The organism is Actinacidiphila yeochonensis CN732 (assembly GCF_000745345.1).
Lineage (GTDB): Bacteria > Actinomycetota > Actinomycetes > Streptomycetales > Streptomycetaceae > Actinacidiphila > Actinacidiphila yeochonensis.
In genome coordinates this window covers 1,270,326-1,293,716 of sequence record NZ_JQNR01000005.1, presented here as the reverse complement: position 1 = coordinate 1,293,716, position 23,391 = coordinate 1,270,326, and the positions used below count along the sequence as shown (strand labels likewise).

Below are 23,391 nucleotides of genomic sequence, written 5' to 3'. Positions count from 1 at the left end.
AGTCGGCCGGCGGCTGACCGGATCGGCCGGTCAGCCCTTGACCGCGCCCTCCCCGACGCCGCTGAAGAAGTACCGCTGGAGGCAGGCGAACAGCGCGATCAGCGGGGCGACGGCGATGATCGTGCCCGCCGCGACCAGCCGCTCGTCGTTGGCGAAGGTGCCGTGCAGGTAGTTCAGGCCGATGGTCAGGGTGAACTTCGACGGGTCGCTCAGCACGATCAGCGGCCACAGGAAGTCGTCCCACGAGCCCATGAACGCGAAGATCGCGACGACGGCGAGGGTGCCCTTGACCGACGGCAGGGCGATCCGCAGGAACCGCTGCCAGACGTTGGCGCCGTCCATGAACGCCGCCTCCTCCACCTCGGCCGGCAGGCTGAGGAAGGCGTTGCGCATCAGCAGGACGTTCAGCGAGCTGATCGCGCCGGGCAGCAGCACCCCGATGAGGGTGTTGTTCAGGCCCAGCTCCCGCATGGTGGTGAACTGCGCGATGATCAGGCCCTCGACGGGGACCAGCATGGCCAGGACGAAGACCAGGCTGACGGCCTTCCGTCCCTTGAACCGCATCCGGGCCAGCGCGTAGCCGGCCAGCGCGGAGCCCACGCAGTTGGTGACGACGTTCGCGGCGGCGACCTTGACCGAGTTCCAGGCGTAGTCCCACACCGGGATGGTGTCGGCGACCCGGGTGTAGTTGTGCAGGGTCGGGTGGCTGGGCAGGAACTTCGGCGGGGAGCTGAAGATGTCCTCGTGCGAGCCCTTGAGCGAGGTGGACAGCTGCCAGACGAACGGGCCGACGGTCAGCACGAGGACGACCAGCAGCAGCAGGTAGCGGACCACCAGGGCCCAGACGGGGACGCGGCGCCCGTCGGCGTCGGTCAGCCCGCCGCGGCGGCGACGGCCCGCCGGCTCCGGCCGCCGCTCCGGCTCGGTGGTGACGGACGCGGTCGGGGCGCTCATGCGTCCTCCTTCCGGTCGGCGCGCAGCACCAGCAGCATCAGCACGACCACGACGACGAAGATGACCACCGACAGCGCGGAGGCGTAGCCGACCCGGCCGGACAGCCCGGTGCCGGTGCGCTCGACCAGCATCACCAGGGTGGTGTCCTCGCCCGCCGGACCGCCGTTGGGGCCGGCTATCAGGTAGACCTCGGAGAACACCTTGAAGGCGGCGACCGAGGACAGCGCCGCGACCAGCACCATGGTGGAGCGGACCGCCGGCATGGTGACGCTGACGAAGCGGCGGATGGCGCCGGCTCCGTCCATGGCGGCCGCCTCGTGGAGCTCCTGGGGCACGTTCGCGAGTGCCGCCAGGTAGACGATCATGTAGTAGCCGAGGCCCTTCCAGATCGTCACGGCCATCGCGCAGAAGAGCAGCAGCCACTGGTCGCCGAGGAAGTTCACCTTCCCCGCGCCCAGCGCCTCCAGGAGCGAGTTGATCAGGCCGCGGTCGTCCAGCAGCCACACCCAGATCAGCCCGACCACGACGATCGAGGCGACCACGGGGGTGTAGAACGCCGCCCGGAAGAAGCCGATACCGGGAATCCGGCGCTGGACCAGCATGGCGAGCAGCAGCGGCAGCACGACCAGCGCCGGCACCACCACGACCACGTAGAGGGCGCTGTTGCGCAGGCCGGTCCAGAACGCGTCGTCGTGCCAGAGCTCACGGTAGTTCGCGAACCCCACCCAGTGGCCGGGGATCAGCGTCCGCCGGTCGGTGAAGGAGTTGTAGACGGTGCTCAGGAACGGGTAGAGGCTGAACGCGCAGACGACCAGCAGACCGGGCGCGGCGAACAGCCAGGGGCTGAACCACTTGTTGCGCCCGATGCGCCGACCGGCCCGGCGGCCGGCGGGGCGTTCGCCCCGCGGCACCGGGCCGTCCGTCCGGCCGCGCGTCTCGGCGCCGATCGCGCCGGGTGCGGTGGAAGATGACATGGCGGCTTCGGCTCAGCTCTGCTGGAGCAGCTGGTCGCAGTTCTTCACGGCGTTGTCGAGGGCCTGCTTCGGGGACTCCTTGCCCTGGAGCGCCTTGGCGACCTCGTTGCCCAGCTCGGTCTTCATCTGGTCGCTGAACTGCACCGGGGTGTAGTTCACCGCGTTCGACAGCGACTGGGCGGCCGCGACCCGTACCCGGGTCACGTCGGTGCCGTCCTGCTGGGTGAAGTACGGGTCCTTGAGCGAGCCCGCCGTGCTCGGGAAGATCGCCACCTTCTTGGCGAAGGCCATCTGCGACTGGGCGTCCGTCACGAAGTGCGCGAAGGCGATGGCGGCCGGCTTCTGCTTGGTGCCGGCGTTCACCATGACGCTCTGCACGTACATGTTGACCTTGCCGGTGTTGGTGATCTGGTTGGTGATCCCGATGTTCTTGTAGAGGCTCGGGGCCGAGGTCTTGAAGTTCTGCAGGTCCAGCGCGCTGCCCGGGTTCATCGCCACCGACTCGGTGAGGAACTTGTGGCCGGCCGACTCGGGGGTGGCCGTCAGCGCCTGCGAGTCGAGCGCGCCGGCGTCGTACAGCTGCTTGTAGCGGGTGAGCAGTTCGACGCCCTTGGCGTCGTTGAAGGCGAAGCCGGTGCCGTCCGAGGTGGTCAGCTGCGCGCCGTAGCGGCCGAAGTCCTCGATGGTGGGGACGTTCGCGAGGGTGGCGATCTTGCCCTTGCTCTGCTTGGCGATCTTCAGCGCGTCGTCGAAGAGGTCGTTGTACGTCGTCGGCGGCTTGGAGGCGTCGAGGCCGGCCTTGGTGAAGAGCGTCTTGTTGTAGAAGAGCGGGCCGGTGTTCAGGTACCAGGGGAAGGCGTAGGTGCCCTTGAGGCCGGGGACCTGGTCGGCGGCCCAGGCGCCGGGCAGGTACTCCTTGGTGTACTTCGACGCCGACTGGTCCAGGTCCAGGGCGATGCCGGCCTTGGCGAGCGGCGCCAGCAGGTCGGGCGTCACGTTGACGACGTCCGGCAGGGTGCCGGCGGTGGCGTCGGCGCTGAGCTTGTCGGCGTAGCCGTCGGCCGGCTGGTCGACCCACTTGACGGTGGTGCCCGGGTACTTCTTCTCGAAGTCCGCGATGACCCCGTTGAAGTAGTCCTTGAAGTTGGCCTTCAGGTTCCACGTCTGGAAGGTGATCGTGCCCTTCACCGGGCCGGAGGCGCTCGACGACCCACTGCTGGAGCCGGAGCCGCCGCCACAGGCGGCCAGCGGGACGACCGCGGCGACGCAGGCGGCGGCCAGAACTGCTCTTCTCGGGAAACGCACGGTGGAGCTCCTTCGCTCGGAACCAGCGGGCGCGTCGGCCCAGCGGCCCGCGCACGGTGAACCAACCGGGCGGGTGTGCCGCCGGCTGCACGAGGAGCACCTTGCATGGCAATGTGCGGGAAAGTCAATAGATTCATTCCTCAACGACTCGTCACCTTCACCGTTTGTGCAGGTCAGACGGGTAGTATGGGAGATCGACAACGTCGAACTAAGGCGCATTAGTACCGGATGACTCAAGCGCATTAGTTCCACGGGGCCCAGTGTGGTCAACCGCTCGGTCCGGCCGTATGATGCGCGTGGCGGCGGCGCGGAAGGGGGCTTCGGGTGGCAGAGAAGCGTTCATCGGACGCGCGTGGTCCGGCCGTCGGCAGGCGCACGCCCGCCCGCCGTCCGACCATGAAGGACATCGCCAAGCGGGCGGCCGTGTCGGAGAGCGCGGTGTCGTTCGCCCTCAACGGGCGCCCCGGCGTCTCGGAGGTGACCCGGGACCGTGTCCGGCGGGTGGCCGAGCAGTTGGGCTGGCAGCCCAGCACCGCGGCCCGCGCGCTGTCCGGCGAGGGCTCCGCCACGATCGGCCTGGTACTGGCCCGACCCGCGGCGACCCTCGGCGTGGACTCCTTCTTCCTCCAGCTCGTCTCCGGAATCCAGGAGATCCTGGCCGAGCGCCACCTCGGCCTGCTCTTCCGGGTGGTGGAGGACGTGGACGACGAGTGCGCCGTCTACCGCCGCTGGTGGGCCGAACACCGGGTGGACGGCGTCCTCGTGGTGGACCCGAGGACCGCGGACCCGCGCCCGGGACTGCTGGACGGCCTGGGCCTGCCCGGCGTCGTCATCGGCGCGCTCCCCGAGGCCGACGCCGGCGTCCACGCGTCCCTGTCCCAGGCGCAGGCCGACGACACCGCCGCGATGGCCCTGATCGTCGGCCGGCTGCACGAGCTGGGCCACCGCAGGATCACCCACATCGCGGGGCTGCCCACCCTCGCCCACACCGAGCGCCGCATCCGCACCCTGCGCGACACCGCGGCCGGCCACGGCCTGACCGCCGTGCGCTCGGAGACGACCGACTACTCCGACGCGCAGGGCGCCGCCGTGACCCGCCGGGTGCTGGAGGAGGACGACCCGCCGACCGCGCTGGTCTACGACAACGACGTGATGGCGGCGGCCGGTTCGGCCGTGGCCGCCGAGCTCGGCCGGTCGGTTCCGGGCGACGTCTCGATCGTCTCCTGGGAGGACTCCCCGCTCTGCCGGCTCTCCCGGCCCTGGCTGACGGCACTCTCCCGCGACGCGGTGGCCTTCGGCCGGATCGCCGCGGCGGAGCTGATGTCCCTCCTCGACGGCGGGGCCGCGCGCACCGTCGACGTCCCGGTGCCGCACCTGATCGAGCGCGAGTCCACCGCCGCTCCGGCCCGGGGCCTGCCCGAGCAGCGGGGCGGTCCGGAGTAGGGCCGGTCCGGGCGAACCCGCTCCCCGGCACGGCTCCTGGCACGGCTTCCGGCAGCGTTCCCGGCACGGGGTCAGTGGCCTGAGCGGGCCTCCAGGTGCATTTGGACGAACGCCTCGACCTTCGCGCGCAGCACGCGGGGTTCGAAGGGCTTGATGAGGTAGTCGACCGCGCCCGCCGTGTAGCCGCGGAACATGTGGGAGGGGTCCTCGTCCATCGCCGTGAGGAAGATGATCGGGATGTTGCGGGTGCGGGGGCGGCGCTTGATGTGCAGCGCCGTCTCGTAGCCGTCCATGTCGGGCATCTGGACGTCGAGCAGGATGACCGCGAACCCGGTGGCGTCCATCAGGGCCCGCAGGGCGGCCTGGCCGGAGTCGGCGGTGACGATCTCGTGGCCGAGGCCGGACAGCACCGCCTCCAGCGCCAGCAGGTTGGCCCGCTTGTCGTCGACGGCCAGGATGCGGGCGGCGGGTTGCCCGTCCCCCGGTCCGGTCGGCGCCTCCTCGGGCCGTGGGCCCTCCCCGGCGGACAGCGGGCCCGCGCCGGACCGCTCCCACGGCGGTTCGGCGCCCGGTTCCGGCTCCCCGGCCCCGTCCGGGCCGGACGCCCGGACCCAGGCCGGGCCGGTACCGGAAGGCGGGCCGGCCAGGACCGGCAACGGCCCCTCGGCGATGGCGAGCTGGCGCTCCAGCACGTCGCAGCGGGACTCCGCGAGCATCACCCGCAGCCGCGCCTCCTCCAACTCCGCCTCCAGGGCGGCCACCTGACCGGCCAGCCGGCGGCGCTCGGCGACCAGGCCCGCGCCGCCCTCGCGCCGGGGCACCGGCAGCCCGGGGGCGGTCGCGCCCGGCAGCGCGCCGGTGTCCGGTGCCTTCAGCCGGGCTTCGAGGTCGGCGATCCGGTGCTGGCGCTCCAGCAGCGCGCCGCCGAGCAGGTCCTCGTCGGCGGTGGCCCGGCGGGCCTCCCGGTCGGCCGCCGCCAACTGCTGCTGGAGCAGCTCCACCTGCGGCGCCGGCCGCTCGGTCGCGCGCAGCGCGCGGCCGTGCAGCTCGCGCAGCCGGTCCAGCGGCAGGCCCGAGGGCACGCCGCCGTCGGCTGCCGCGCCCCGGTCGGCGGCCGCGCGGCGGTCGGCGGCGAGGTCCGCGCAGAGGTCCTCGACGAACGTCCACGGCGGCACCCGCACCCCGCTGAGGTAGCGGGAGACCGTCCCGGCGTCCCGGTAGCGGCGAGCGGCGTAGCGGCGCACCGACACGTCGAGGCCGCCGAAGAGCCCGCGCAGCGCCTGGGCGAACTCCCGGCAGTCGTCCTGCAGGTCGCCGGCCAGCGGTCGTAACTCACCCATCGGACGTCGTCCTCCTGGTCGGGCGGCCGGTCCGGGTCCGTTCCGGCTCGGGCCGCTGCGTGCGGTCGGGCATGCGTCACCGCTCATCATCGCGCGTACCGGCGATGAGCCGGTCGAAGAACGGCACGGCGAGGCCGAACGCGCCGACTCCGTACAGCACCGACTGCGAGGGCGGGGTGCCGCCCGCGGCGGTCAGGGCCCCGGCGCCGATCCCCGTCAGCAGGGACAGGGTCAGGACGAGCGCCGCCCTGACGGACAACAGCTGGTTGCGCACGGATCGCCTCTCGCCCGCAGCGGACCGGCCGCCGCGCTGGACCACCGCGGCCGACCGGCCCGGCGGGGTTCCCAGCCTGCACTCCCGCAACACCGGTGCCGTCCGGCAACACCGTTGCGGCGCCAGACGGCAACACGCGGTCAGCCGGCCGCTCCGGAACAGGGGCGTGCGCGCGACAGCCAACAGACAACGGGCCCGCCGACCCGCCGACCCGCCGAACTTCCGGGCGGGAGCCGCCGTGTCGGGGGCGCGTCGAGAGCGTCGGGGGGCGTCGGGACCGTCGGGGCGCCGAGCGCTCAGGCCCGAAGCGTCGCGGACGTGCCGCCGGCTCACCGCGGAACCCCTCTTCGGGCGGCGGGCCTCGGAACCCGCCGCCCGAACCGTGCCCGACCCCAGCCGGGCGCGCGGGTCCCGCGGCGCCGTCGCTGGGAAGGAGGCGACCGCGCCCGCGGGACCGGAGGAAGAGCTCCGACCGGGGCCCCGGGACGGGTCCGGCGGCGTGCCCGGTGTCGGTGGAACCGGGCCGGCCGCCGGAGTCGTCCCGCGGGAACGGGCCTCCGGCCGGAGGCTCTCCACCTCCGCACCCCACCAGCATGGCGCCCGAACCGGGGCCCGGCGGCGGTGTTGACGACCGCCTGACGGCCGCGGCGTCCGCTTTGACGCCTCCCTGACGCCGGCCCCGCCCGCCGCCCCCGTCTCCCGCCCTCCCCCAGGTCAGAGGTGGGCGAGGAGGCGCTCCAGCGGCCGGGGCACGCGGTCCGGGCCCGCTGCGCCGGCCGGCGCCGTGACCGGAGGGTCCGCCCGGTCGCGAGGTGTCCTGGTGCGGGCGATCGCACGGCGGCCGGAGGCCCTCGCGGTGGGCTGCTCGGGTTTCGGGCAACGCGACGAGGCGTGGACGGCACCGCGGACGGCGCCGTCAACGCCTCCGCCGGGTCCGGGGGAACGGGCGGGCGCCGGCAGCGAGCCGGCAGCGGACCGCCAGTGGACCTGCCGTGGACCGGCCGAGGACCGGCCGAGGACCGGCAGTTGGCCGGCCGATGGGCCCCGCCGCCCCTGGAGTACCCGCTCGCCACCCCCGCCCCACGCGCGACGTGCTCCCTCCCGTGCGCCCGGACACCGCGGGATCTCCGCTTCTTCCGCGATGACCTCGGCGTTCATCTCGCCGTCGGCCTCGGCGCCTACCGTGGCCCGCCATGAACGATCACCAGAAGGACAGCGCGGGCCTGTCCCGTCGCGGCCTCATCGTGGGCGCCGTCGCGGCCGGACTCGTCGCGGCGGGCCAGCAGGCGGCCGAGGCGGCGGAACCCGGCAAGGGCCCGCACGGCACCCCGAGCTCCCAGGGCCGGTCCGGCCATGACGGCTCGGCCGGGAGCCGGTTCCCGACGTACGCCGAGCCCGACTACCAGGTGACCGTGCCCGGGGAGTCCGTGCTGGTCGACCGGGTGGACCGGCCGGTGGCGCCGGGCATCGTGCTCACCTCGTTCGACACCTTCGGCCGGGCCGGCTGGACCCGCGCGCACGTGCTCAACGCCGACCTCGGCGAGGCGTCCGTCGGCGTGGACCTGGTGGCCGGCGAGGTCAGCCAGGCCCGCCCGCTCACCCAGGCGGCGAACGCGCAGCACGCGGTGGCCGCCGTCAACGGCGACTACTTCGACATCACCGAGACCTACGCCGCCGAGGGCCCCGAGATCCAGGACGGCACGCTCCGCAAGGGCACCTCGCAGCACGCCACCGTCGCCGCGATCGGCGCCGACCGGGTGGCCCGCCTGGCCGACCTGGTGCTCACCGGCACCGCCGTGGTGGCCGGGACGACGTACCCGCTCGCCGCGCTCAACTCCCCGTCCGTCCCCGCCGACGGGGTCGCCGCGTACACCCCCGAGTGGGGCACCGGGAACCGCACCCTCATCCAGGACGCCGGGCCCTGGACCGAACTCGTCGTCTCCGACGGCAAGGTGACGGCGGTCAACGCCCAGCTCACCACCACCGCCGTACCCGACGGCGGCCTCGTCGTCCTCGGCCGGGGCGCCGCCGCGGCCGAGCTCGCCACCGCCAAGGCCGGGGACGCGGTCGCCGTCGCCTTCGCGCCCGGCTCGGACGCGCCGGTCGCGCTGCGCACCGCGCTGGGCAGCGGCTCGGTGCTGGTCCGCGGCGGCGTGGCCGTCGACTTCCCGCCGAGCACGGGCAACGACGAGCCGAAGCCGCGCACCGCCATCGCGTGGCTGGACGGCGGGCACCGGCTGCTGCTGGTCGCCGTCGACGGCTCCGCCAACTTCTCCGCCGGCCTGAGCTTCGACGACACCGCCGAGCTGCTGGTGCGGCTGGGCGCCACCGAGGGGTTCATGCTCGACGGCGGCGGCTCCACCGAGATCGTCGCGCGGCGGGCCGGGGACAGCGCGGTCAGCGTCGTCAACACCCCCTCGGACGGCAGCGAGCGGCCGGTGCCCGACGGCGTCGGCCTCTTCGCGGCGAAGGGCTCCGGGCAGCTGCGCGGCCTGGACGTGCGCCCGCGCGCCGACCGGGTGGTGCCCGGCCTGACCCTCGACGTCGGCGTGGCCGGCTTCGACGAGACGTGGGCCCCGGTGGACGTCACCCGCCACCCGGTGGACTGGAGCGCCGAGCCGGGCGCCCTCGGCCGCACCAGCGGCGGCGTCTTCCGGGCCGACCGGTCCGGCGCGGGCACGCTGCGGGCCCGCGCCGGGCAGGCCGACGGCGAGTACGGGCTGCGGGTGGTCGGCGAGCTGCACCGGCTGGCGTTCTCCGAGCGGACCGTCACCCTGGACGCCGGCACCACCACGACCGTCTCTCTGACCGGCTACGACGCCGACGGCTTCGACGCCCCCGTGGCGCCGCGCGACGTCAAGCTCTCCTACGACGCGTCCGTGGTCGCCGTGAAGGACGCCGGCGACGGGACGTTCACCCTGACCGGCGGCACGGCCGCCGGCGGCTCCACCGCGACCCTCACCGCGACCGTGCAGGGCGTGACCGCCCAGCTGCCGGTGACGGTGGGCCTGCTCGCCGTCTCGCTGGCCGAGTTCGAGCCGTCGGAGAAGTGGACGGTGACCTCGGCCCGCGGCACCGCCTCCGTGGCCTTCGCCGCGGCGGCGGACCGCCCCGGCGCGCCGGCCGGCAACCAGGCGCTGAGGATGGCCTACGACTTCACCGGCCAGACCAGCACCTCGGCCGCGTACGCGGTGGCCGGCGCCCCGCTCACGCTGCCGGCCGGGACGAAGAAGCTGTCCCTGTGGGTCAACGGCGACGGCCAGGGCCACTGGCTGCGCGCGATGATGTCCTCGCAGGGCACCACCAACGTGCCGTTCACCTTCGCGACGGTGGTGGACTGGACCGGCTGGCGGCAGGTGGTCGGCGACCTGCCGGCCGGCTTCTCCGACCCGGTCACGCTCTCCCGCGTCTACATCGCCGAGACCTCGCAGACCAACAAGAACGCCGGCGCACTGGAGTTCGACGCGCTCGAAGCGCTGGTCGGCCAGGAGCCCGCCGCGACCGGCGTGCCGCAGCCCGACCCGTACGTGGTGGAGCAGAGCGGGCTGCCGGAGCGGCGCTGGACCTTCGCCGTCCTGTCCGACCTGCACATCAGCGCGGCCGCCGGGCTGGACTCGTTCTCCGGACGGCAGGCGGTGGACGCGCTCCAGCAGGTGGTGGCGGCCAAGCCCGACTTCGTGCTGATCAACGGCGACTTCGTGGACGACGACAACCCGGCGGACTTCGACCTCGCCAACGGGCTGCTCAAGGACCACGTGCCGGCCGGCCTGCCGGTGTACTGGACGCCCGGCAACCACGAGGCGGGCCTGTCGGCCACCGGCGGCATCGACCAGTTCCTGGCCAGCACCGGCCGGCCGAACAAGCAGGTCCTCGACCACAAGGGCACCCGCTTCATCCTGCTGGACTCCCACACCGGCGACATGCGCACCTCCGACTGGGACCAGGTGCCACTGCTCCAGCAGCAGTTGGCGGACGCGGCGAAGGACCGGTCGGTGACCGGCGTCGTCGTCTCGTTCCACCACCCGCTCCAGGACCCCACGGGCGCGGCGGCCTCGCAGCTGTCGGACCAGTTGGAGGCCGCGCTCGTCAAGCAGTGGCTGGCCGACTTCCGGGAGACCTCCGGCAAGCCGGTGGCCCTCTTCAACGGCCACGCGCACACCGCCGCGGTGAACCGGGCCGACGGCGTGCTGGAGGTCAACACCCCGGCGGTGGGCAAGACCCCGTACAGCTCCCCCGACCAGGGCGGCTTCTTCGGCTGGATGCACGTGGCCGTGGACCCGCACCCGGCCCGGGTCCGGGCCGGGCAGCCGAGCCCGGAGACCCGGGAGTGGCTCCAGGCGGAGAGCCGCCCGCTGATCGACGGCATCGAGCTCTCGGCCCCGGACCGGCTCGCGGTGGGCTCCTCGGCCCAGCTCGCGGCCACCGGGATCACCAGCGAGTTCGGGCTCCGCTTCCCGCTGCGCTTTCCGGCCAGCGTCACGTGGGGCGGCGGCAGCGGCGTCGAGCTGGCCGCTACGGCCGCGCAGGCCGCCGCGGCCCGGCGCCGGCCCGGCACCCGCGCCGTGCTGGACCTCAGCTCCTCGACGCTCACCGCGGTCCGCTCCGGCACGGTGACGGTCACGGTCACCGCGGGCGGCCTGACCGGGACGGCCACGGTCGCACTGGGCTGAGCGGGGGTCCGGAGATCCCCCCGGGGCGGCTCCCGGGGGGATCTTCGGATGCGGGGGATCTTCGGGCGCGGGGATCTTCGGGTGCTGACCGAAGCCGCAGGCCACGGCGGACGTGCTACAATGACAGAGTTGCGGTTTGGTACCCATGTTTTCTGTGTGCGCCTTACGGGATGTGACCCCTTTAGGGCGCATTTCTGTTGTACGGCCTCCGGATGGTGTCGACGCAGCGGAGCCGGTGCGCAGTGTGCCGGCGGACTGCCCCTATCGGAGGAGAAAAAAATGGCCAGCGGCACCGTGAAGTGGTTCAACGCTGAAAAGGGCTTCGGCTTCATCGAGCAGGACGGCGGCGGCGCCGACGTCTTCGCCCACTACTCCAACATCGCCACTCAGGGCTTTCGCGAGCTCCACGAGGGCCAGAAGGTGACCTTCGACGTCACGCAGGGCCAGAAGGGCCCGCAGGCCGAGAACATCGTCCCGGCCTGACCCGTACGGCCGGCCTCCGAGCCGGCCGCACCCTCGGCCCTGGACGCTCCGCGCGTCCGGGGCCGCACGGCTTTGCCGGCGCCGCCCGTGACCCGGGCACGGCGCCACGGCCGGGCTCCCGTATGTTCACACACGGGGCCCGGCCTTTGTCGTGGCCGCCCGCACGGCCCCCACGACCACGCCCACGGGCTCTGACCCGCGCGGCGCCCATGATCCCCACCGGCTCGTCCTGCTGGTCTCCGCGTCGCCCCCTCCGGGCACGGACCTCCTTCGGTACGCGCCACGGCCAGGAGGCCCCCTTGACGTCCGACCGCCCCCGCGAGGCGCGGCAGAACCGGCCCCGGCGCGCCGCCTCGGCGCCCGCCCGCCGCTCCTCGGCGCCCGCACCGCGCCGCGCCCCCCGCTCCGCCGCCCCCGCCACCAGCGCCGTCTCCGTCCCGGAGCCGACCGAGCCGATCGAGCCGGCTGGAGCCGAACAGCCGCCGCTGCCCAGCTCCTTCGACGGGCTGGGCCTGCCGGAGCCGCTGCTCGCCGAACTCGCCCGGCAGGGCGTGACCAGGCCGTTCCCGATCCAGGCCGCGACCCTCCCGGGCTCGCTGGCCGGCCGGGACGTCCTCGGCCGCGGCCGCACCGGCTCGGGCAAGACCCTGGCCTTCGGCCTGGCGCTGCTGGCCCGCACCGCGGGCGGCCGGGCCGAGGCGCGCCGGCCGCTGGGACTCGTCCTGGTGCCCACCCGCGAGCTGGCCCAGCAGGTCGAGGACTCCCTGACCCCCTACGCCAAGGCGCTGCGGCTGCGGATGACCACGGTCGTCGGCGGGATGTCCATCGGCCGCCAGGCGACGGCGCTGCGGAACGGCGCCGAGGTGCTCATCGCCACCCCGGGCCGGCTGATCGACCTGATCGGGCGCGGCGACTGCCGGCTGGACCAGGTCCGCACCACCGTGCTCGACGAGGCGGACCGGATGGCGGACCTCGGCTTCCTGCCGCAGGTGACCAGGCTCCTGGAGCAGACCGACCCGGACGGGCAGCGGCTGCTCTTCTCCGCCACGCTGGACGACGCGGCCGGCCCGCTGGCCCGCCGCTTCCTCACCGACCCGGTCCGCCACTCGGTGGACCCGCCGGCGGGCGCGGTGGTCAGGATGGACCACCACGTGCTGCGGGTGAGCACCGACGACAAGCGCGCCGTCACCGTGCGGATCGCCGCCCGCGAGGGCCGGGTGCTGCTCTTCATCGCCAGCAAGCGCGCCGTCGACCGGATGGTCAAGACCCTGCTCGCGCAGGGCGTCCGGGCGGCCGCCCTGCACGGCGGGAAGTCGCAGGCGCAGCGCACCCGGGTGCTGGCGCAGTTCAAGAGCGGCGAGGTGACCACCCTCGTGGCCACCGACGTCGCCGCGCGCGGCATCCACGTGGACGACCTGGACCTGGTGGTCAACGTCGACCCGCCCGCCGACCACAAGGACTACCTGCACCGCGGCGGCCGCACCGCCCGCGCCGGCGCCTCGGGCACCGTGGTGACGCTGGTGCTGCCCGAGCAGAACAGCGACGTGACCAAGATGCTGGCCAAGGCCGGGGTCACCGCGAAAACGGCCCGCCTCGCCGCCCCGGACGACCCGGAGCTGGCCCGCCTCACCGGCGCGCGGGAGCCCTCCGGGGTGCCCATCGTCGTCACCCCCGCGCCCGCGCCCGCGGGCCGGGCGGCCACGGGTACGGGTACGGGCGCGGCCCGGCCCGCGGGCTCCCGCCGGTCCGGCGGCGGCTCCGGCGGCGGGCGCCGCGGCGGCGGCTCCGGCCGCCCCGCCGCCGCGCCGGCGGACGCGGGCCGGGCCCGCCCCGCGCGGCGGCGCAGGCCGGCGGCGTAGGGCGCGGCGGCCGCAGGGCCCGCGGTCACCGGGCTGAGCCCCTGGCCGCGGGCCCCGGCCCGCGCCGTACGGCCCGCGCCCGCGCCCGCGGCCCTCGCCGGTCAGGTAGCCGCGGCGACGGGCGTCTCGCGGGAGGTGGTGCGGAAGCGCGCCGGGGGCAGGCCCCTGGTGCGGTGGAAGGCCCGGTTGAAGGCGTGCACGGACGTGTACCCGACGGACCGGGCGACCGTGTCGATGCCGGTGTCGGTGTCGCGGAGCTGCCGGGCGGCGAGGTCCATCCGCCACCGGGTGAGGTACTCCGCCGGGTTCTGTCCGGTGGCGTCCTGGAAGCGCCGGGTCAGGGTGGAGCGGGACACCGCCAGCTCCTGCGCGAGCCGTTCGGTGGTCCAGGGGCGGGCGGGCCGCTCGTGCATCCGGACCATCGCGTCGCTGACCAGCGGATCGGCGAGCGCGCCGATCCAGGACCCGCGGCTGAGACCGGGGTTGGAGTCCAGCCAGCCGCGCAGGACCTGGACGAGGACGATGTCGACCAGCCGGTCGAGGACCACCTGGGTACCCGGCCGGGGGGACGCGGTCTCCCGGGTGATCATGCGCACCGTGTCGTCGAGCGCGCCGTCCGCCCGGTTGGCCCGGATGTGGACGACCGGCGGCAGCAGGTTGAGCACGTGCAGGGAGACGACGCGGTCGTGCCGGTAGGACGCGCCGAGGAGCCGGGTCCGGGACTCGCCGGCCCCCAGCCGTAGCGGCTCGCCCACGCGTCGCAGGTCGTCGGTGGCCGCGGTGTCGCAGGGCCGCGGCGTACGGTGCGCGTCGTCGGCGATGCTGTGCGCGACGCCGGTGGGCAGCAGGACCACGTCCCCGGGGCCCAGGTCGACCGACAGGGGTTCGCCGTCGGCGCCCTCGGCGGTCACCCAGGCGTTCCCGGCGGCGACGGCGTAGAGCACCGCGTCGGCGTTCCGCGCCCAGGTGATCCCCCAGCCCCGGCCGGCCTCGATCCGGAGCGCCGCGGTTCCGCGTACGCCCGCGAGCGCGAGCGCGTCGTCCAACAGGTCCATACCGGGAACACTACAAGCCGCCGCGCACGGGTTGACCGGAGCCATGACGCAGACGGACAAAGAAGTCGGCGTTTCAGGCATCGAACCGACCGGCGTGCCCTTCGTACGGTCAAGGAGGAGCGCGGGACCCGCGCCGCTCGGCCACCGACCAAGGGAACACCATGCCTCTCTCCGAAACCGGCTACACCGCCCTGCGCGTCACCCGCGACGGCGCCGTCGCCACCGTCACGCTGGACAACCCGCCGCTCAACACCCTCGACAGGGCTCTGGCCGCCGACCTGATCCGGGTGGCCCGGGAGGCCAGGGACGACGAGAGCCTGCGGGTGATCGTCGTGGAGTCGGCGGACCCGGAGTTCTTCCTGGCCCACGCGGACATCAACTGGATGTTCGACCCCGCCGACCTGATGGCGCTGGCCGACGACGAGGGGGATCCGAACCTCAACCCGCTCCAGCAGCTGCACGAGCGGTTCCGGACGCTGCCCCAGGTCACCATCGCCAAGCTGCGCGGGCGCCTGCGGGCCGGCGGCGCCGAGTTCGCCATGGCCGCCGACATGCGGTTCGCCGCCCGCGGTGAGACCTGGTTCGCCCAGGCCGAGACGCGCATGGGCATCTTCCCCGGCGGCGGCGGCACCCAGTACCTCACGCGCCTTGTCGGCCGGGCCCGGGCCCTTGAGGTGATCCTCGGCGCCGACCTGTACGACACCGGGCTGGCCGAGCGGTACGGCTGGATCAACCGGGCCGTCGCCCCGGAGGAGCTGGACGGTTTCGTGGACCGGCTGGCGCACCGGATCGCCGCCATCCCGTCCGGCGTCGTCGAGGCGGCCGTGCAGGCCGTCGACTCCGCCGAGGCCGGCGGGGCGGTGCCGAACCTGCTGGAGGAGGCCCAGGCGCACGTGAAGGTCTACCCGGCGCCGCAGTCCGTCGTCGACCGGATACGCCGGGCGGTCGCCGCCGGAGTCCAGACCCGCGAGGGCGAGCTCGACCTCGAAGGCCTCTTCGACCGGCTCGGATGAGCCGGCGGTCCCGCCGCCCCCTCCGGGAAACGATGCCGGAACCGGCCGTTCCACCGCCGTTCCACCGCCGTTCCACCGCCGTCCCGCCACCGACCGCCGCCGACCGCCGCCGTCCCACGGAACCCGGCGGCGGGCGGCTCGCGGGAACGCGGCGCGGCGACGCGGGCGGCGGGTCCGTAGGGTGTGCGGGCGGCCCGCACAGGGGCGGAGCCGAATGGAAAGAGCAGGTGGGGCGCGTGATCGTGGTGGGGATGATGTCGGGCACGTCGATGGACGGGCTGGACGTCGCGGTGGCGGAGTTCGAGCTCGCCGACGGGCTGCTGACGCTGCGTCCGCTGGGCGCCGCCGAGTACCCGTGGCCGCCGGAGACCCGGGAGCGGCTGCTGGGGCTGCTGCCCCCGGCCCGGGTGGACCTCGCCGAGGTGTGCGCGGTGGACACGCTGGTCGGGCAGGCCTCGGCACGGGCCGCCGCGGAGGCCGTGGCACGGTTCGCCGGGGGCCGCGCCGACCTGGTGGCCTCGCACGGGCAGACCGTCTTCCACTGGGTGGAGGACGGCCGGGCCCGCGCCACCCTCCAACTGGGGCAGCCCGCGTGGATCGCCGAGGCCACCGGCCTGCCCGTCGTCTCCGACGTGCGGGCCCGGGACATCGCCGCCGGCGGCCAGGGCGCCCCGCTGGCCAGCACCCTGGACGCGCTGTGGCTCGCCGCCGAACCGCCGACGCCGACGCCGGGTCCGGGTGCGGCGCAGGGGCCGACGCCGGGCACCGGGGCCACCCGGCGGGCCGCGCTCAACCTGGGCGGCATCGCCAACGCGACCGTGGTGGGCGCCCCTGGCGAGCCGGTGGCCGCGTTCGACACCGGCCCCGCCAACTGCCTGCTGGACGCGGCGGCCCGACGGATCACCGGCGGCCGGCTCGGCAGCGACGTGGACGGCCGGATGGCCCTGGCCGGCACGGTCAGGACCGACCTGCTGGAGCGGCTGCTGGCCGAGCCCTACTACCGGCTCGCGCCACCGAAGTCGACCGGGCGGGAGCTGTTCACCACCGACTACGCGCAGGCCCGCGCGGCCGGGCTGCCGCCGGTGGCCGACGCGGACCTGATGGCCACCCTGACCGAGCTGACCGCCGTCACCGTGGCCGACGCGCTGCTCCCGTTCGGGCTCTCCGAGGTGGTGGCCTCCGGCGGCGGGGTGCGCAACCCGGCGCTGCTGGCCGCGCTGCGCGCAAGGCTGCACCCGGTCACCGTCACCACCAGCGACGACCACGGGCTGCCGGCGGGCGACAAGGAGGCGTACCTCATGGCCCTGCTGGGCTTCCTGACCTGGCATCAGCTGCCGGGCGTGGTACCGGGCGCCACCGGGTCGGCGGTGCCGCGGGTGCTGGGCCGGATCAGCCCCGGCTCCGGTCCGCTGCGGCTGCCCGAGCCCGCCGGCCCGGTGCGGCGGATGGCGGTCCTGCCGCCCGCCGCGCACTGACCGGGGGGAGAACCCGCAGCCCCCGCGGCACCGGCGACACCGGCCGTACCCGCGGCACCGGCCGACCCGGCCGACCCGGCGGCCGGGCGCCCGCTCGCGCACCCCGCGCGAGAGCGTGCGCCCGGCCCGCCCGCCTACTGCTGCTCGTTCGCCTCGTTCGCCGCCGTCCGCCGGCTCGGGGAGTGCGGCCGGCGCTGGTGCACCACGCCGAAGGTCCGCGCCAGCGCCTCGCTCGCCCGGTCGTAGGACCGCTGCGCGACGCCGACGAACAGGCAGTCTATGACGGCCAGTTGGGCGATCCGGCTGGCGGTGGAGCCGGACCGCAGCGGCATCTCGCGGACCGCGGTGGTGAGCACCAGGTCGGCGTAGCGGGTGAGCAGGGACCCCGCGAAGTTGGTGATGGCGATGGTGGTGGCGCCCCGCTCGGCCGCGGCCTGGAGCGGGTCCACCGTGTCCACGGTGGCGCCGGAGTGCGAGATGGCGACGGCCACGTCGCCCTTGCCGAGTAGCGCCGCCGCGGTCAACGCGGCATGCGCGTCGGTCCAGATGAAGGCCATCAGGCCGATGCGGTGCAGCTTCTGGTGGAGGTCCTGCCCGACGAACCCGCTGGCACCGACGCCGAAGACATCGATCCGGCGGGCGTTCGCTATCGCCCGTACGGCCAGTTCCAGGATGTCCAGGTCGAGCGCGGCGCCGGTCTCCTCCAGCGCCCGCGCCTCGTTGTAGATGATCTTGTCGACGATCTGCGCGAGGGTGTCCTGCTCGCTGATGTCCCCGCTGGCGCGCAGCCGTTCCGCGCTGTGCGCGTCCTCGCGGGCCGCCGCTCCGGCCAACGCCAGCCGTAGTTGGGGGTAGTTGGCGAGGCCGACCGCACGGCAGAAGCGCATCACCGTGGTCACCGAGGTCCGCGCCTGCTCGGCCAGCGCCGTACTGGACAGCCGCGCGGCCGCCGCCGGATCGCTCAGCGCGACTGCGGCGACCCGCTGTTCGGCGGGCTGGAGTGACGGGACGAGACCGCGGATGCGCACCAGCACGTCGCCGGTGAGCGGTTCGGATCCGGGGCCGCCCGCCCCCGCCGCACCTGGCCTTGCCCGCTTGGTCATGGCTTCCTCCTGGTGGCGTCGGCACAGCGTATCCGTCGGTCGATGTTAAAAAACAACATCAGAAAGACGAAGCCTGGCAGTTATTGACTGCGCTGAACGGCGTCCCCATACTTGGCGCATCGCCGCAGCTCACGGGCGGTCCGTTAGCGGCCGTTCAGCAGGTGTTCACACGACTGCGGAGTCGCGGTGCGCGTCGCGGGGGTCGGCGGCACCCGCCGCCGACCACCCTCCGGATCGTCGAAGCCTCCCCGGCACCACCGCACAGTGCGCCACCGGCGCCGCACCGAAGGAGACAACAGCCCGATGAGACCTCTGCGCAGAGCCGGTGTCGCCGGACTCACCGCGTCCCTCTTCCTGCTCGTCGCCGCGTGCGGGAACGACGGCTCGTCCTCCTCGTCGTCCTCCTCCGCCGGCGGCAAGTCGCTGACCTGGTGGGTCATGAAGGGCACCAACCCCGACGCGTCGGCCTTCTACGCCGCCGCCGAGAAGGAGTTCAAGGCCCAGACCGGCGCCACCCTGAAGGTGCAGGAGGTCCAGTGGGCCGACGCGCACGACAAGCTGGTGCGCGCCTTCGCCTCCGGTGACGGGCCGGACGTCTCCGAGATCGGCACCACCTGGACGCCGGAGTTCGCCGCGGCCGGCGGCCTGGACGACCTCACCTCCGAGATCAGCTCGTCCGGCATGGGCAAGGACCTGATCCCGGCGCTGAAGGACTCCGCGACCTACGACGGCAAGCAGTACGGCGTCGGCTGGTACGCCGGTGTGCGGGCGATCGTCTACCGCAAGGACGTCTTCCAGCAGCTCGGCCTGAAGGTGCCGACGAACTGGGCCGAGCTGGAGCAGACCGTCAAGACGCTCAAGGCCAAGAAGCCCGGCATGATGGCGATGCCGATCGCCGGCGAGAGCGCCTACGGCTCCGCCCCCTTCGTCTGGGGCGCGGGCGGCGACTTCGCCACCCAGGCGAACGGCAAGTGGACCGGCTCCCTGGACTCGGCGCAGGCCCGCGAGGGGCTGAGCTTCTACACCAGCCTCGCGCTCAAGGACGGCTCCTCCAGCGTCGGCGCGTCCACGTGGAAGGAGACCGACCTGCTCGACTCCTTCGCCAAGGGCAAGGCCGCGATGGTGATCCAGGGCAACTGGACCCCGAAGACCGCGATCGCCCAGAACCCCTCGCTGAAGAACGAGATCGGTGCCTTCCCGATCCCCGGCAAGGACGGCGGCGTCGCCCCGGCCTTCCTCGGCGGCTCCAACCTCGCGGTCCTCAAGACCAGCAAGAACCCCGACCTCGCCTTCAGGTTCATCAAGATGATGACCACCGGCGACCTGAGCAAGAAGTGGGCCGACGAGGCCGGGTACTTCCCGAGCACCACCACCGCCCTGCAGTCCTACGCCGACAGCTCCGACCCGCTGGTCGCGCCGTTCGCCCAGGCCATGCTGAAGGGCGGCAAGAACGTGCCGAGCGCGTCCGGATGGGGCAGCGTCGAGGGCGACCAGACGATCACCCAGATGCTCCAGTCCATCCTGACGGGCACCTCCGTGGACAAGGCCACCACGACCGCGTCCAACGCCATCACCAAGACGCTCCAGGAGAACTGACGTGGAGGACGTCTCCGCGGCCGGCACGCGCCCTCTCCCCGCAGCCGCGGGTGAGGCGCGCCGCCCGGCCCGGCGCGGCCCCTCGCTGCTCGTGCGGCTGCGGCCCTGGCTGCTGCTGGCCGCGCCGCTGGCGGTGATCGCCGCGCTGCTGCTCTACCCGATCATCCGCGTGGTCTACCTGTCCTTCCAGGAGTACGGGCTCAAGGAGATCATCTCCGGCCACCCGCGCTTCGTCGGCCTGGACAACTACCGCGAGGCCGTCTCCGGCGACTACCTGTGGAAGACGGTGCTGCCCAACACGGTGCTGTTCGCCGTGGTCGCGGTGGCCGGCACGGTCGGCGTCGGCACCCTGGTGGCGCTGCTGCTCCAGCACCTCGGCCGGCGGATGCGGGCCGCGGTCATCGGCGCCGCGCTGGTGGCGTGGGCGCTGCCCGCCGTCACCGGCACCTACGTGTGGATGTGGATCTTCGACCCGGACTCCGGGGTGGTGCGGCACGCCCTCCAGGGCGCCGGGCTGCTCGGCCCGGACGGCTACAACTGGTTCACGAACCGGCTGTCGTTCTACGCCATCGCCGAGCTGAACGTGATCCACCACAGCTACCCGTTCGTGGCCGTCACCCTCTTCGCGGGCATGACCACGGTCCCGCAGGAGCTGTACGAGGCGGCCCGGCTGGACGGCACCACCGCCTGGCAGCGGTTCTGGCAGATCACCGTGCCGGTGCTGCGCCCGGTCTTCGCCGTGGTGACGGTCCTCTCCACGATCTGGGACTTCAAGGTCTTCACGCAGATCTACCTGATGCCCGGCGGCTCCGGCACCAACCCGGACGTGCTCAACCTGGGCGTGTGGTCGTACATGAAGGCCATCAACCAGAACCAGTACGGGCTCGGCGCGGCCATCGCCGTGCTGCTGACGCTGCTGCTGCTGGCCATCACCGCGGTCTACCTGCGGGTGCTGTTCCGAGAGGAGGAGATCGGATGAGCGCACGACGCTCCTCGACCGCCGGTGTCGTCGGCAAGTACACCGGTGCGGCCGCCGTCCTGCTCTTCACGCTGTTCCCGGTGTGGTTCATGCTGTCCACGGCCTTCAACGGCCGGGCCGCCTCGGGCACCGACAGCCTGTTCCCGACGCACTTCACGTTCAGCCACTTCACGAAGGCGCTGAAGCCGGGTGCCTCCGGCGGCTTCGGCCACTACATGCTCAACTCCGCGATCGTCACGGTGATCGTGGTCGTCGCCACCTGCCTGCTGGCGCTGCTGGGCGCGGTGGCCATGGCCCGGTTCCGGTTCCGGCTGCGCACCACGGTGCTGGTGCTGATCCTGGTCGTGCAGATGCTGCCGGCCGAGGCGCTGGTCATCCCGCTGTTCCTGCAGATGAAGGACATGCGGATGCTCAACTCGCTGCTGGGGCTGGCGATCGTCTACACCGCGTTCTCGCTGCCGTTCGCGATCTGGAACCTGCGCGGGTTCGTGGCCGCCGTGCCGGTGGAGCTGGAGGAGGCCGCGTACCTGGACGGCTGCTCGTGGTTCCGGATGTTCCGCTCGGTGCTGCTTCCGCTGGTGGTGCCCGGGCTGGTGGCCACCGCCGCGTTCGCCTTCGTGCTGGCGTGGGAGGAGTTCACCTTCGCGCTGACCTTCCTCTCCGACCAGAGCCAGATGACGGTGGGCGTCGGCCTGGCGGAGTTCCTCGGCCAGAACACCAACGACTGGGGCGGCCTGATGGCGGCGTCCACCCTGGTCACGCTGCCGGTCGTGGTGGTCTTCGTACTGGCCCAGCGCAAGCTCACCGTCGGCCTGGTGGCGGGCGCGGTGAAGTAGCGGCACAGGCGCCACGGCCCCGCGGCGGGTCCCCGGCAGGGGCACCGCCGCGGGGCCGTGCCCCGGTCCGGCGCCGGATCGGCGGAGTACCCGTCAGGACCGCGGCTGCGGCGTCCCGGTCGGACGGCGCGGTACCGTCCGGCCGGCGGTCGGCGGACAGCACGCGGACAGCGAACGCGAACAGCGAACAACGAAGACAGCGGCAGACAGCAAAGGACGCGGGACGTGGCGGTCGAGGCGGAGGGCCTGATGAACCCGGTGGACCCGGAGGCCCCGGTGGACCCGGAGGGTGTCGAGAGCATGGACGAGGAGGCGCGGGAGCTGCGCCGGCTGGCGTACGCCGTACTCATGCCGGGGTTCGACGGCACGGAGCCGCCGCGATGGCTGCTCGACGCGCTGGCCGGGGGCCTCGGCAGCGTCTGCTACTTCGGGCACAACCTCGAATCCGCGGAGCAGACCGCGCGGCTGTCGGAGGCCGTCCACGCGGCCGGCGAGGTGCTGATCGCGATGGACGAGGAGGGCGGCGCCGTCTCCCGCCTGCACGTGCGCGCGGGCTCCCCGCACGTCGGCGCGGCGGTGCTCGGCAGCGCCGGCGACCCCGAGCTGACCCGGGCGGTGGCCCGCAACATCGCCCGCGACGTACGGGCCGCGGGCGTCGACATGGCGCTGGCCCCGGTGCTGGACGTCAACTCCAACCCGGCCAACCCGGTCATCGGGGTGCGCTCCTTCGGCTCGGACCCGGACGTGGTCGCGACGCACTCGGTGGAGTTCGTCAGGGCGTTCCAGGACGAGGGCGTGGCGGCCTGCGCCAAGCACTTCCCCGGGCACGGCGACACCTCGGTGGACTCGCACGTCGGCCTGCCGGTCGTCACCGTGGACCTGCCGACCCTGCGGGCCCGGGACCTGCCGCCGTTCGCCGCCGCCGTGGCCGCGGGCGTGCACGCGGTGATGACCTCGCACATCGTCTTCCCGGCGCTGGACGACCGGATGGCGACGGTGAGCCCGGCCGTGCTGGGGCTGCTCCGCGAGGACCTGGGCTTCGACGGCGTCATCGTCTCCGACGCCATGGACATGCGGGCGGTCACCGAGACGCTCGGCCTGGCCGGCGGCACGGTCGCGGCCCTGGCCGCCGGCGTCGACCTGGTGTGCCTGGGCAACCCGGGGCCGGGCGCGGGCGCCACGGGCACGGACGAGGAGATCTTCCGGACCACGGCCGACGAGGTCGTGGCGGCCGTCGCCGACGGCCGGCTGCCGCGGCGGCGGCTGGCGGAGGCGGCGGCGCGGGTGCGCCGGCTGACCACGTGGTGCGCCCAGCGGCGCGAGCCCGACTGGGCGGAGTACGCCGCCGCCCGGCAGGCACTGCGGGTGCGCGGCGAGGTCGCGGGGACGCTGCGCGGCGAGGTCCGTGTCGTGGACGTGCGGCGGCGCCGGAACATCGCCTCCGGGCGGCTGTCCGGGCTGACCCTGCGGGCGCTGGCCGAGGCACTGCCGGGCACGGTGGTGGACGCGGTGTTCGCACCCACCACCGGCTCCGAGGGCCGCGCCGACGCCGCCGACCTCGCGGCCGCCACCGCTCCCCCGGCCGCCGGACCCCGCCCGGGTGACGACCTCCCGGTGGACGTGCTGGTCACCGGCACCCCCCGGACCGACCCGCTGGAGGCGGCCGAGCTGGACCGCCAACTGGCCCTGCACCCGGACGCCGTCGTGCTGTGCCTCGGCTGGCCCAGCGGCCCGGACGACATCCCGGCGGCCCGCCGCGCGGTCTTCACCTACGGCGACTCCTGGCCCACCGCCCGCGCGGCCACCGCTCTCCTGACCGGCTCCCGCTGAAGCATCCCGGGTGCGCCCCTGGCCGCAGCGCCGCGGCCCGAGGCGCACCCGGGAGCAGTCGGCCGAACGCCCTTTTCCCCAGCGCGGGTTCACGGTCGGGCCGCTGACTGCTGATACCACGTTCCCTACCGGCGCCGGAACTTAACGAAAGCGCGGCGAAAATTCGCGACCCGCGCAGCCGTCCGGCGCGCGTCCGCCGCCG

The 23,391-nt window shown here is 74.0% G+C and carries 17 protein-coding genes; 10 read left to right on the top strand and 7 right to left on the bottom strand.

What is annotated here, in order from left to right; all coding sequences use genetic code 11:
- Nucleotides 1-30 precede the first annotated feature (30 nt).
- Genes BS72_RS17350 through BS72_RS17340 form a run of 3 tightly spaced genes read right to left on the bottom strand, consistent with a single transcriptional unit; the run spans nucleotide 31 to nucleotide 3,233 of the window.
- Entirely contained in the window at nucleotides 31-954 is a 924-nt protein-coding gene (locus BS72_RS17350; RefSeq protein ID WP_078901439.1) for a carbohydrate ABC transporter permease, read from the bottom strand.
- Nucleotides 951-1,928, bottom strand: a complete 978-nt coding sequence (locus BS72_RS17345) for a carbohydrate ABC transporter permease (protein ID WP_078901438.1) — start codon at nucleotides 1,926-1,928, stop codon at nucleotides 951-953. Before BS72_RS17345 ends, BS72_RS17350 begins: the two co-directional genes overlap by 4 nt.
- 12 nt (nucleotides 1,929-1,940) lie before the next feature.
- Nucleotides 1,941-3,233, bottom strand: coding sequence for an extracellular solute-binding protein (locus tag BS72_RS17340; RefSeq protein WP_037911659.1), 1,293 nt, complete (start codon nucleotides 3,231-3,233; stop codon nucleotides 1,941-1,943).
- A gap of 396 nt (nucleotides 3,234-3,629) precedes the next feature.
- Here BS72_RS17340 and BS72_RS17335 point away from each other — a divergent pair, with 396 nt between their 5' ends.
- Nucleotides 3,630-4,676: a LacI family DNA-binding transcriptional regulator gene (locus tag BS72_RS17335; protein WP_037911657.1), complete on the top strand. Its 1,047-nt coding sequence runs from the start codon at nucleotides 3,630-3,632 to the stop codon at nucleotides 4,674-4,676.
- 71 nt (nucleotides 4,677-4,747) lie between these two features.
- Here the strand turns inward: BS72_RS17335 and BS72_RS38415 are convergent, their stop codons facing one another.
- Together BS72_RS38415 and BS72_RS17325 are read right to left on the bottom strand one after the other, a co-directional pair.
- Nucleotides 4,748-6,016 carry a response regulator gene (locus tag BS72_RS38415; protein ID WP_037911655.1) on the bottom strand — a complete coding sequence of 423 codons (1,269 nt, stop codon included), beginning with the start codon at nucleotides 6,014-6,016 and terminating at the stop codon, nucleotides 4,748-4,750.
- Between the two features lie 76 nt (nucleotides 6,017-6,092).
- A complete protein-coding gene (locus BS72_RS17325) occupies nucleotides 6,093-6,290 on the bottom strand; it encodes a hypothetical protein (RefSeq protein WP_037916371.1) in 198 nt (65 codons plus the stop codon).
- Nucleotides 6,291-7,483: 1,193 nt separating this feature from the next.
- Here BS72_RS17325 and BS72_RS17320 point away from each other — a divergent pair.
- From BS72_RS17320 to BS72_RS17310, 3 genes are all read left to right on the top strand, one after another.
- Nucleotides 7,484-10,960 carry a phosphodiester glycosidase family protein gene (locus tag BS72_RS17320; RefSeq protein ID WP_037911654.1) on the top strand — a complete coding sequence of 1,159 codons (3,477 nt, stop codon included), beginning with the start codon at nucleotides 7,484-7,486 and terminating at the stop codon, nucleotides 10,958-10,960.
- 279 nt (nucleotides 10,961-11,239) lie between these two features.
- The gene (locus BS72_RS17315; protein ID WP_037911652.1) at nucleotides 11,240-11,443 is read left to right on the top strand and encodes a cold-shock protein; all 204 of its coding nucleotides are present in this window, start codon (nucleotides 11,240-11,242) and stop codon (nucleotides 11,441-11,443) included.
- Between the two features lie 209 nt (nucleotides 11,444-11,652).
- Entirely contained in the window at nucleotides 11,653-13,302 is a 1,650-nt protein-coding gene (locus tag BS72_RS17310; RefSeq protein ID WP_107498812.1) for a DEAD/DEAH box helicase, read from the top strand.
- Between the two features lie 101 nt (nucleotides 13,303-13,403).
- On the opposite strand, the gene BS72_RS17305 is transcribed toward BS72_RS17310, so the two are convergent.
- Nucleotides 13,404-14,357: an AraC family transcriptional regulator gene (locus BS72_RS17305; RefSeq protein ID WP_037911651.1), complete on the bottom strand. Its 954-nt coding sequence runs from the start codon at nucleotides 14,355-14,357 to the stop codon at nucleotides 13,404-13,406.
- 161 nt (nucleotides 14,358-14,518) lie between these two features.
- Here BS72_RS17305 and BS72_RS17300 point away from each other — a divergent pair, with 161 nt between their 5' ends.
- Complete coding sequence (locus BS72_RS17300; RefSeq protein ID WP_037911648.1) at nucleotides 14,519-15,370, top strand: enoyl-CoA hydratase/isomerase family protein; 852 nt, start codon at nucleotides 14,519-14,521, stop codon at nucleotides 15,368-15,370.
- Between the two features lie 236 nt (nucleotides 15,371-15,606).
- Nucleotides 15,607-16,845 (top strand): anhydro-N-acetylmuramic acid kinase, encoded by a 1,239-nt coding sequence (locus BS72_RS17295; protein WP_265736826.1) that lies wholly within the window; start codon nucleotides 15,607-15,609, stop codon nucleotides 16,843-16,845.
- A 134-nt stretch (nucleotides 16,846-16,979) separates the two neighbouring features.
- Here BS72_RS17295 and BS72_RS17290 read toward each other — a convergent pair whose 3' ends face one another.
- Complete coding sequence (locus BS72_RS17290; protein WP_037911646.1) at nucleotides 16,980-17,948, bottom strand: MurR/RpiR family transcriptional regulator; 969 nt, start codon at nucleotides 17,946-17,948, stop codon at nucleotides 16,980-16,982.
- 303 nt (nucleotides 17,949-18,251) lie between these two features.
- Here BS72_RS17290 and BS72_RS17285 point away from each other — a divergent pair, with 303 nt between their 5' ends.
- The 4 genes from BS72_RS17285 (at nucleotide 18,252) to BS72_RS17270 (ending at nucleotide 23,189) form a co-directional block, all read left to right on the top strand.
- Nucleotides 18,252-19,544 (top strand): sugar ABC transporter substrate-binding protein, encoded by a 1,293-nt coding sequence (locus BS72_RS17285; protein ID WP_037911643.1) that lies wholly within the window; start codon nucleotides 18,252-18,254, stop codon nucleotides 19,542-19,544.
- Between the two features lies 1 nt (nucleotide 19,545).
- Entirely contained in the window at nucleotides 19,546-20,523 is a 978-nt protein-coding gene (locus BS72_RS17280; RefSeq protein ID WP_037911642.1) for a carbohydrate ABC transporter permease, read from the top strand.
- Nucleotides 20,520-21,359, top strand: a complete 840-nt coding sequence (locus BS72_RS17275; RefSeq protein WP_037911639.1) for a carbohydrate ABC transporter permease — start codon at nucleotides 20,520-20,522, stop codon at nucleotides 21,357-21,359. Before BS72_RS17280 ends, BS72_RS17275 begins: the two co-directional genes overlap by 4 nt.
- A 225-nt stretch (nucleotides 21,360-21,584) precedes the next feature.
- Nucleotides 21,585-23,189, top strand: a complete 1,605-nt coding sequence (locus tag BS72_RS17270; RefSeq protein ID WP_232792444.1) for a glycoside hydrolase family 3 protein — start codon at nucleotides 21,585-21,587, stop codon at nucleotides 23,187-23,189.
- The last annotated feature ends 202 nt before the right edge of the window (nucleotides 23,190-23,391 follow it).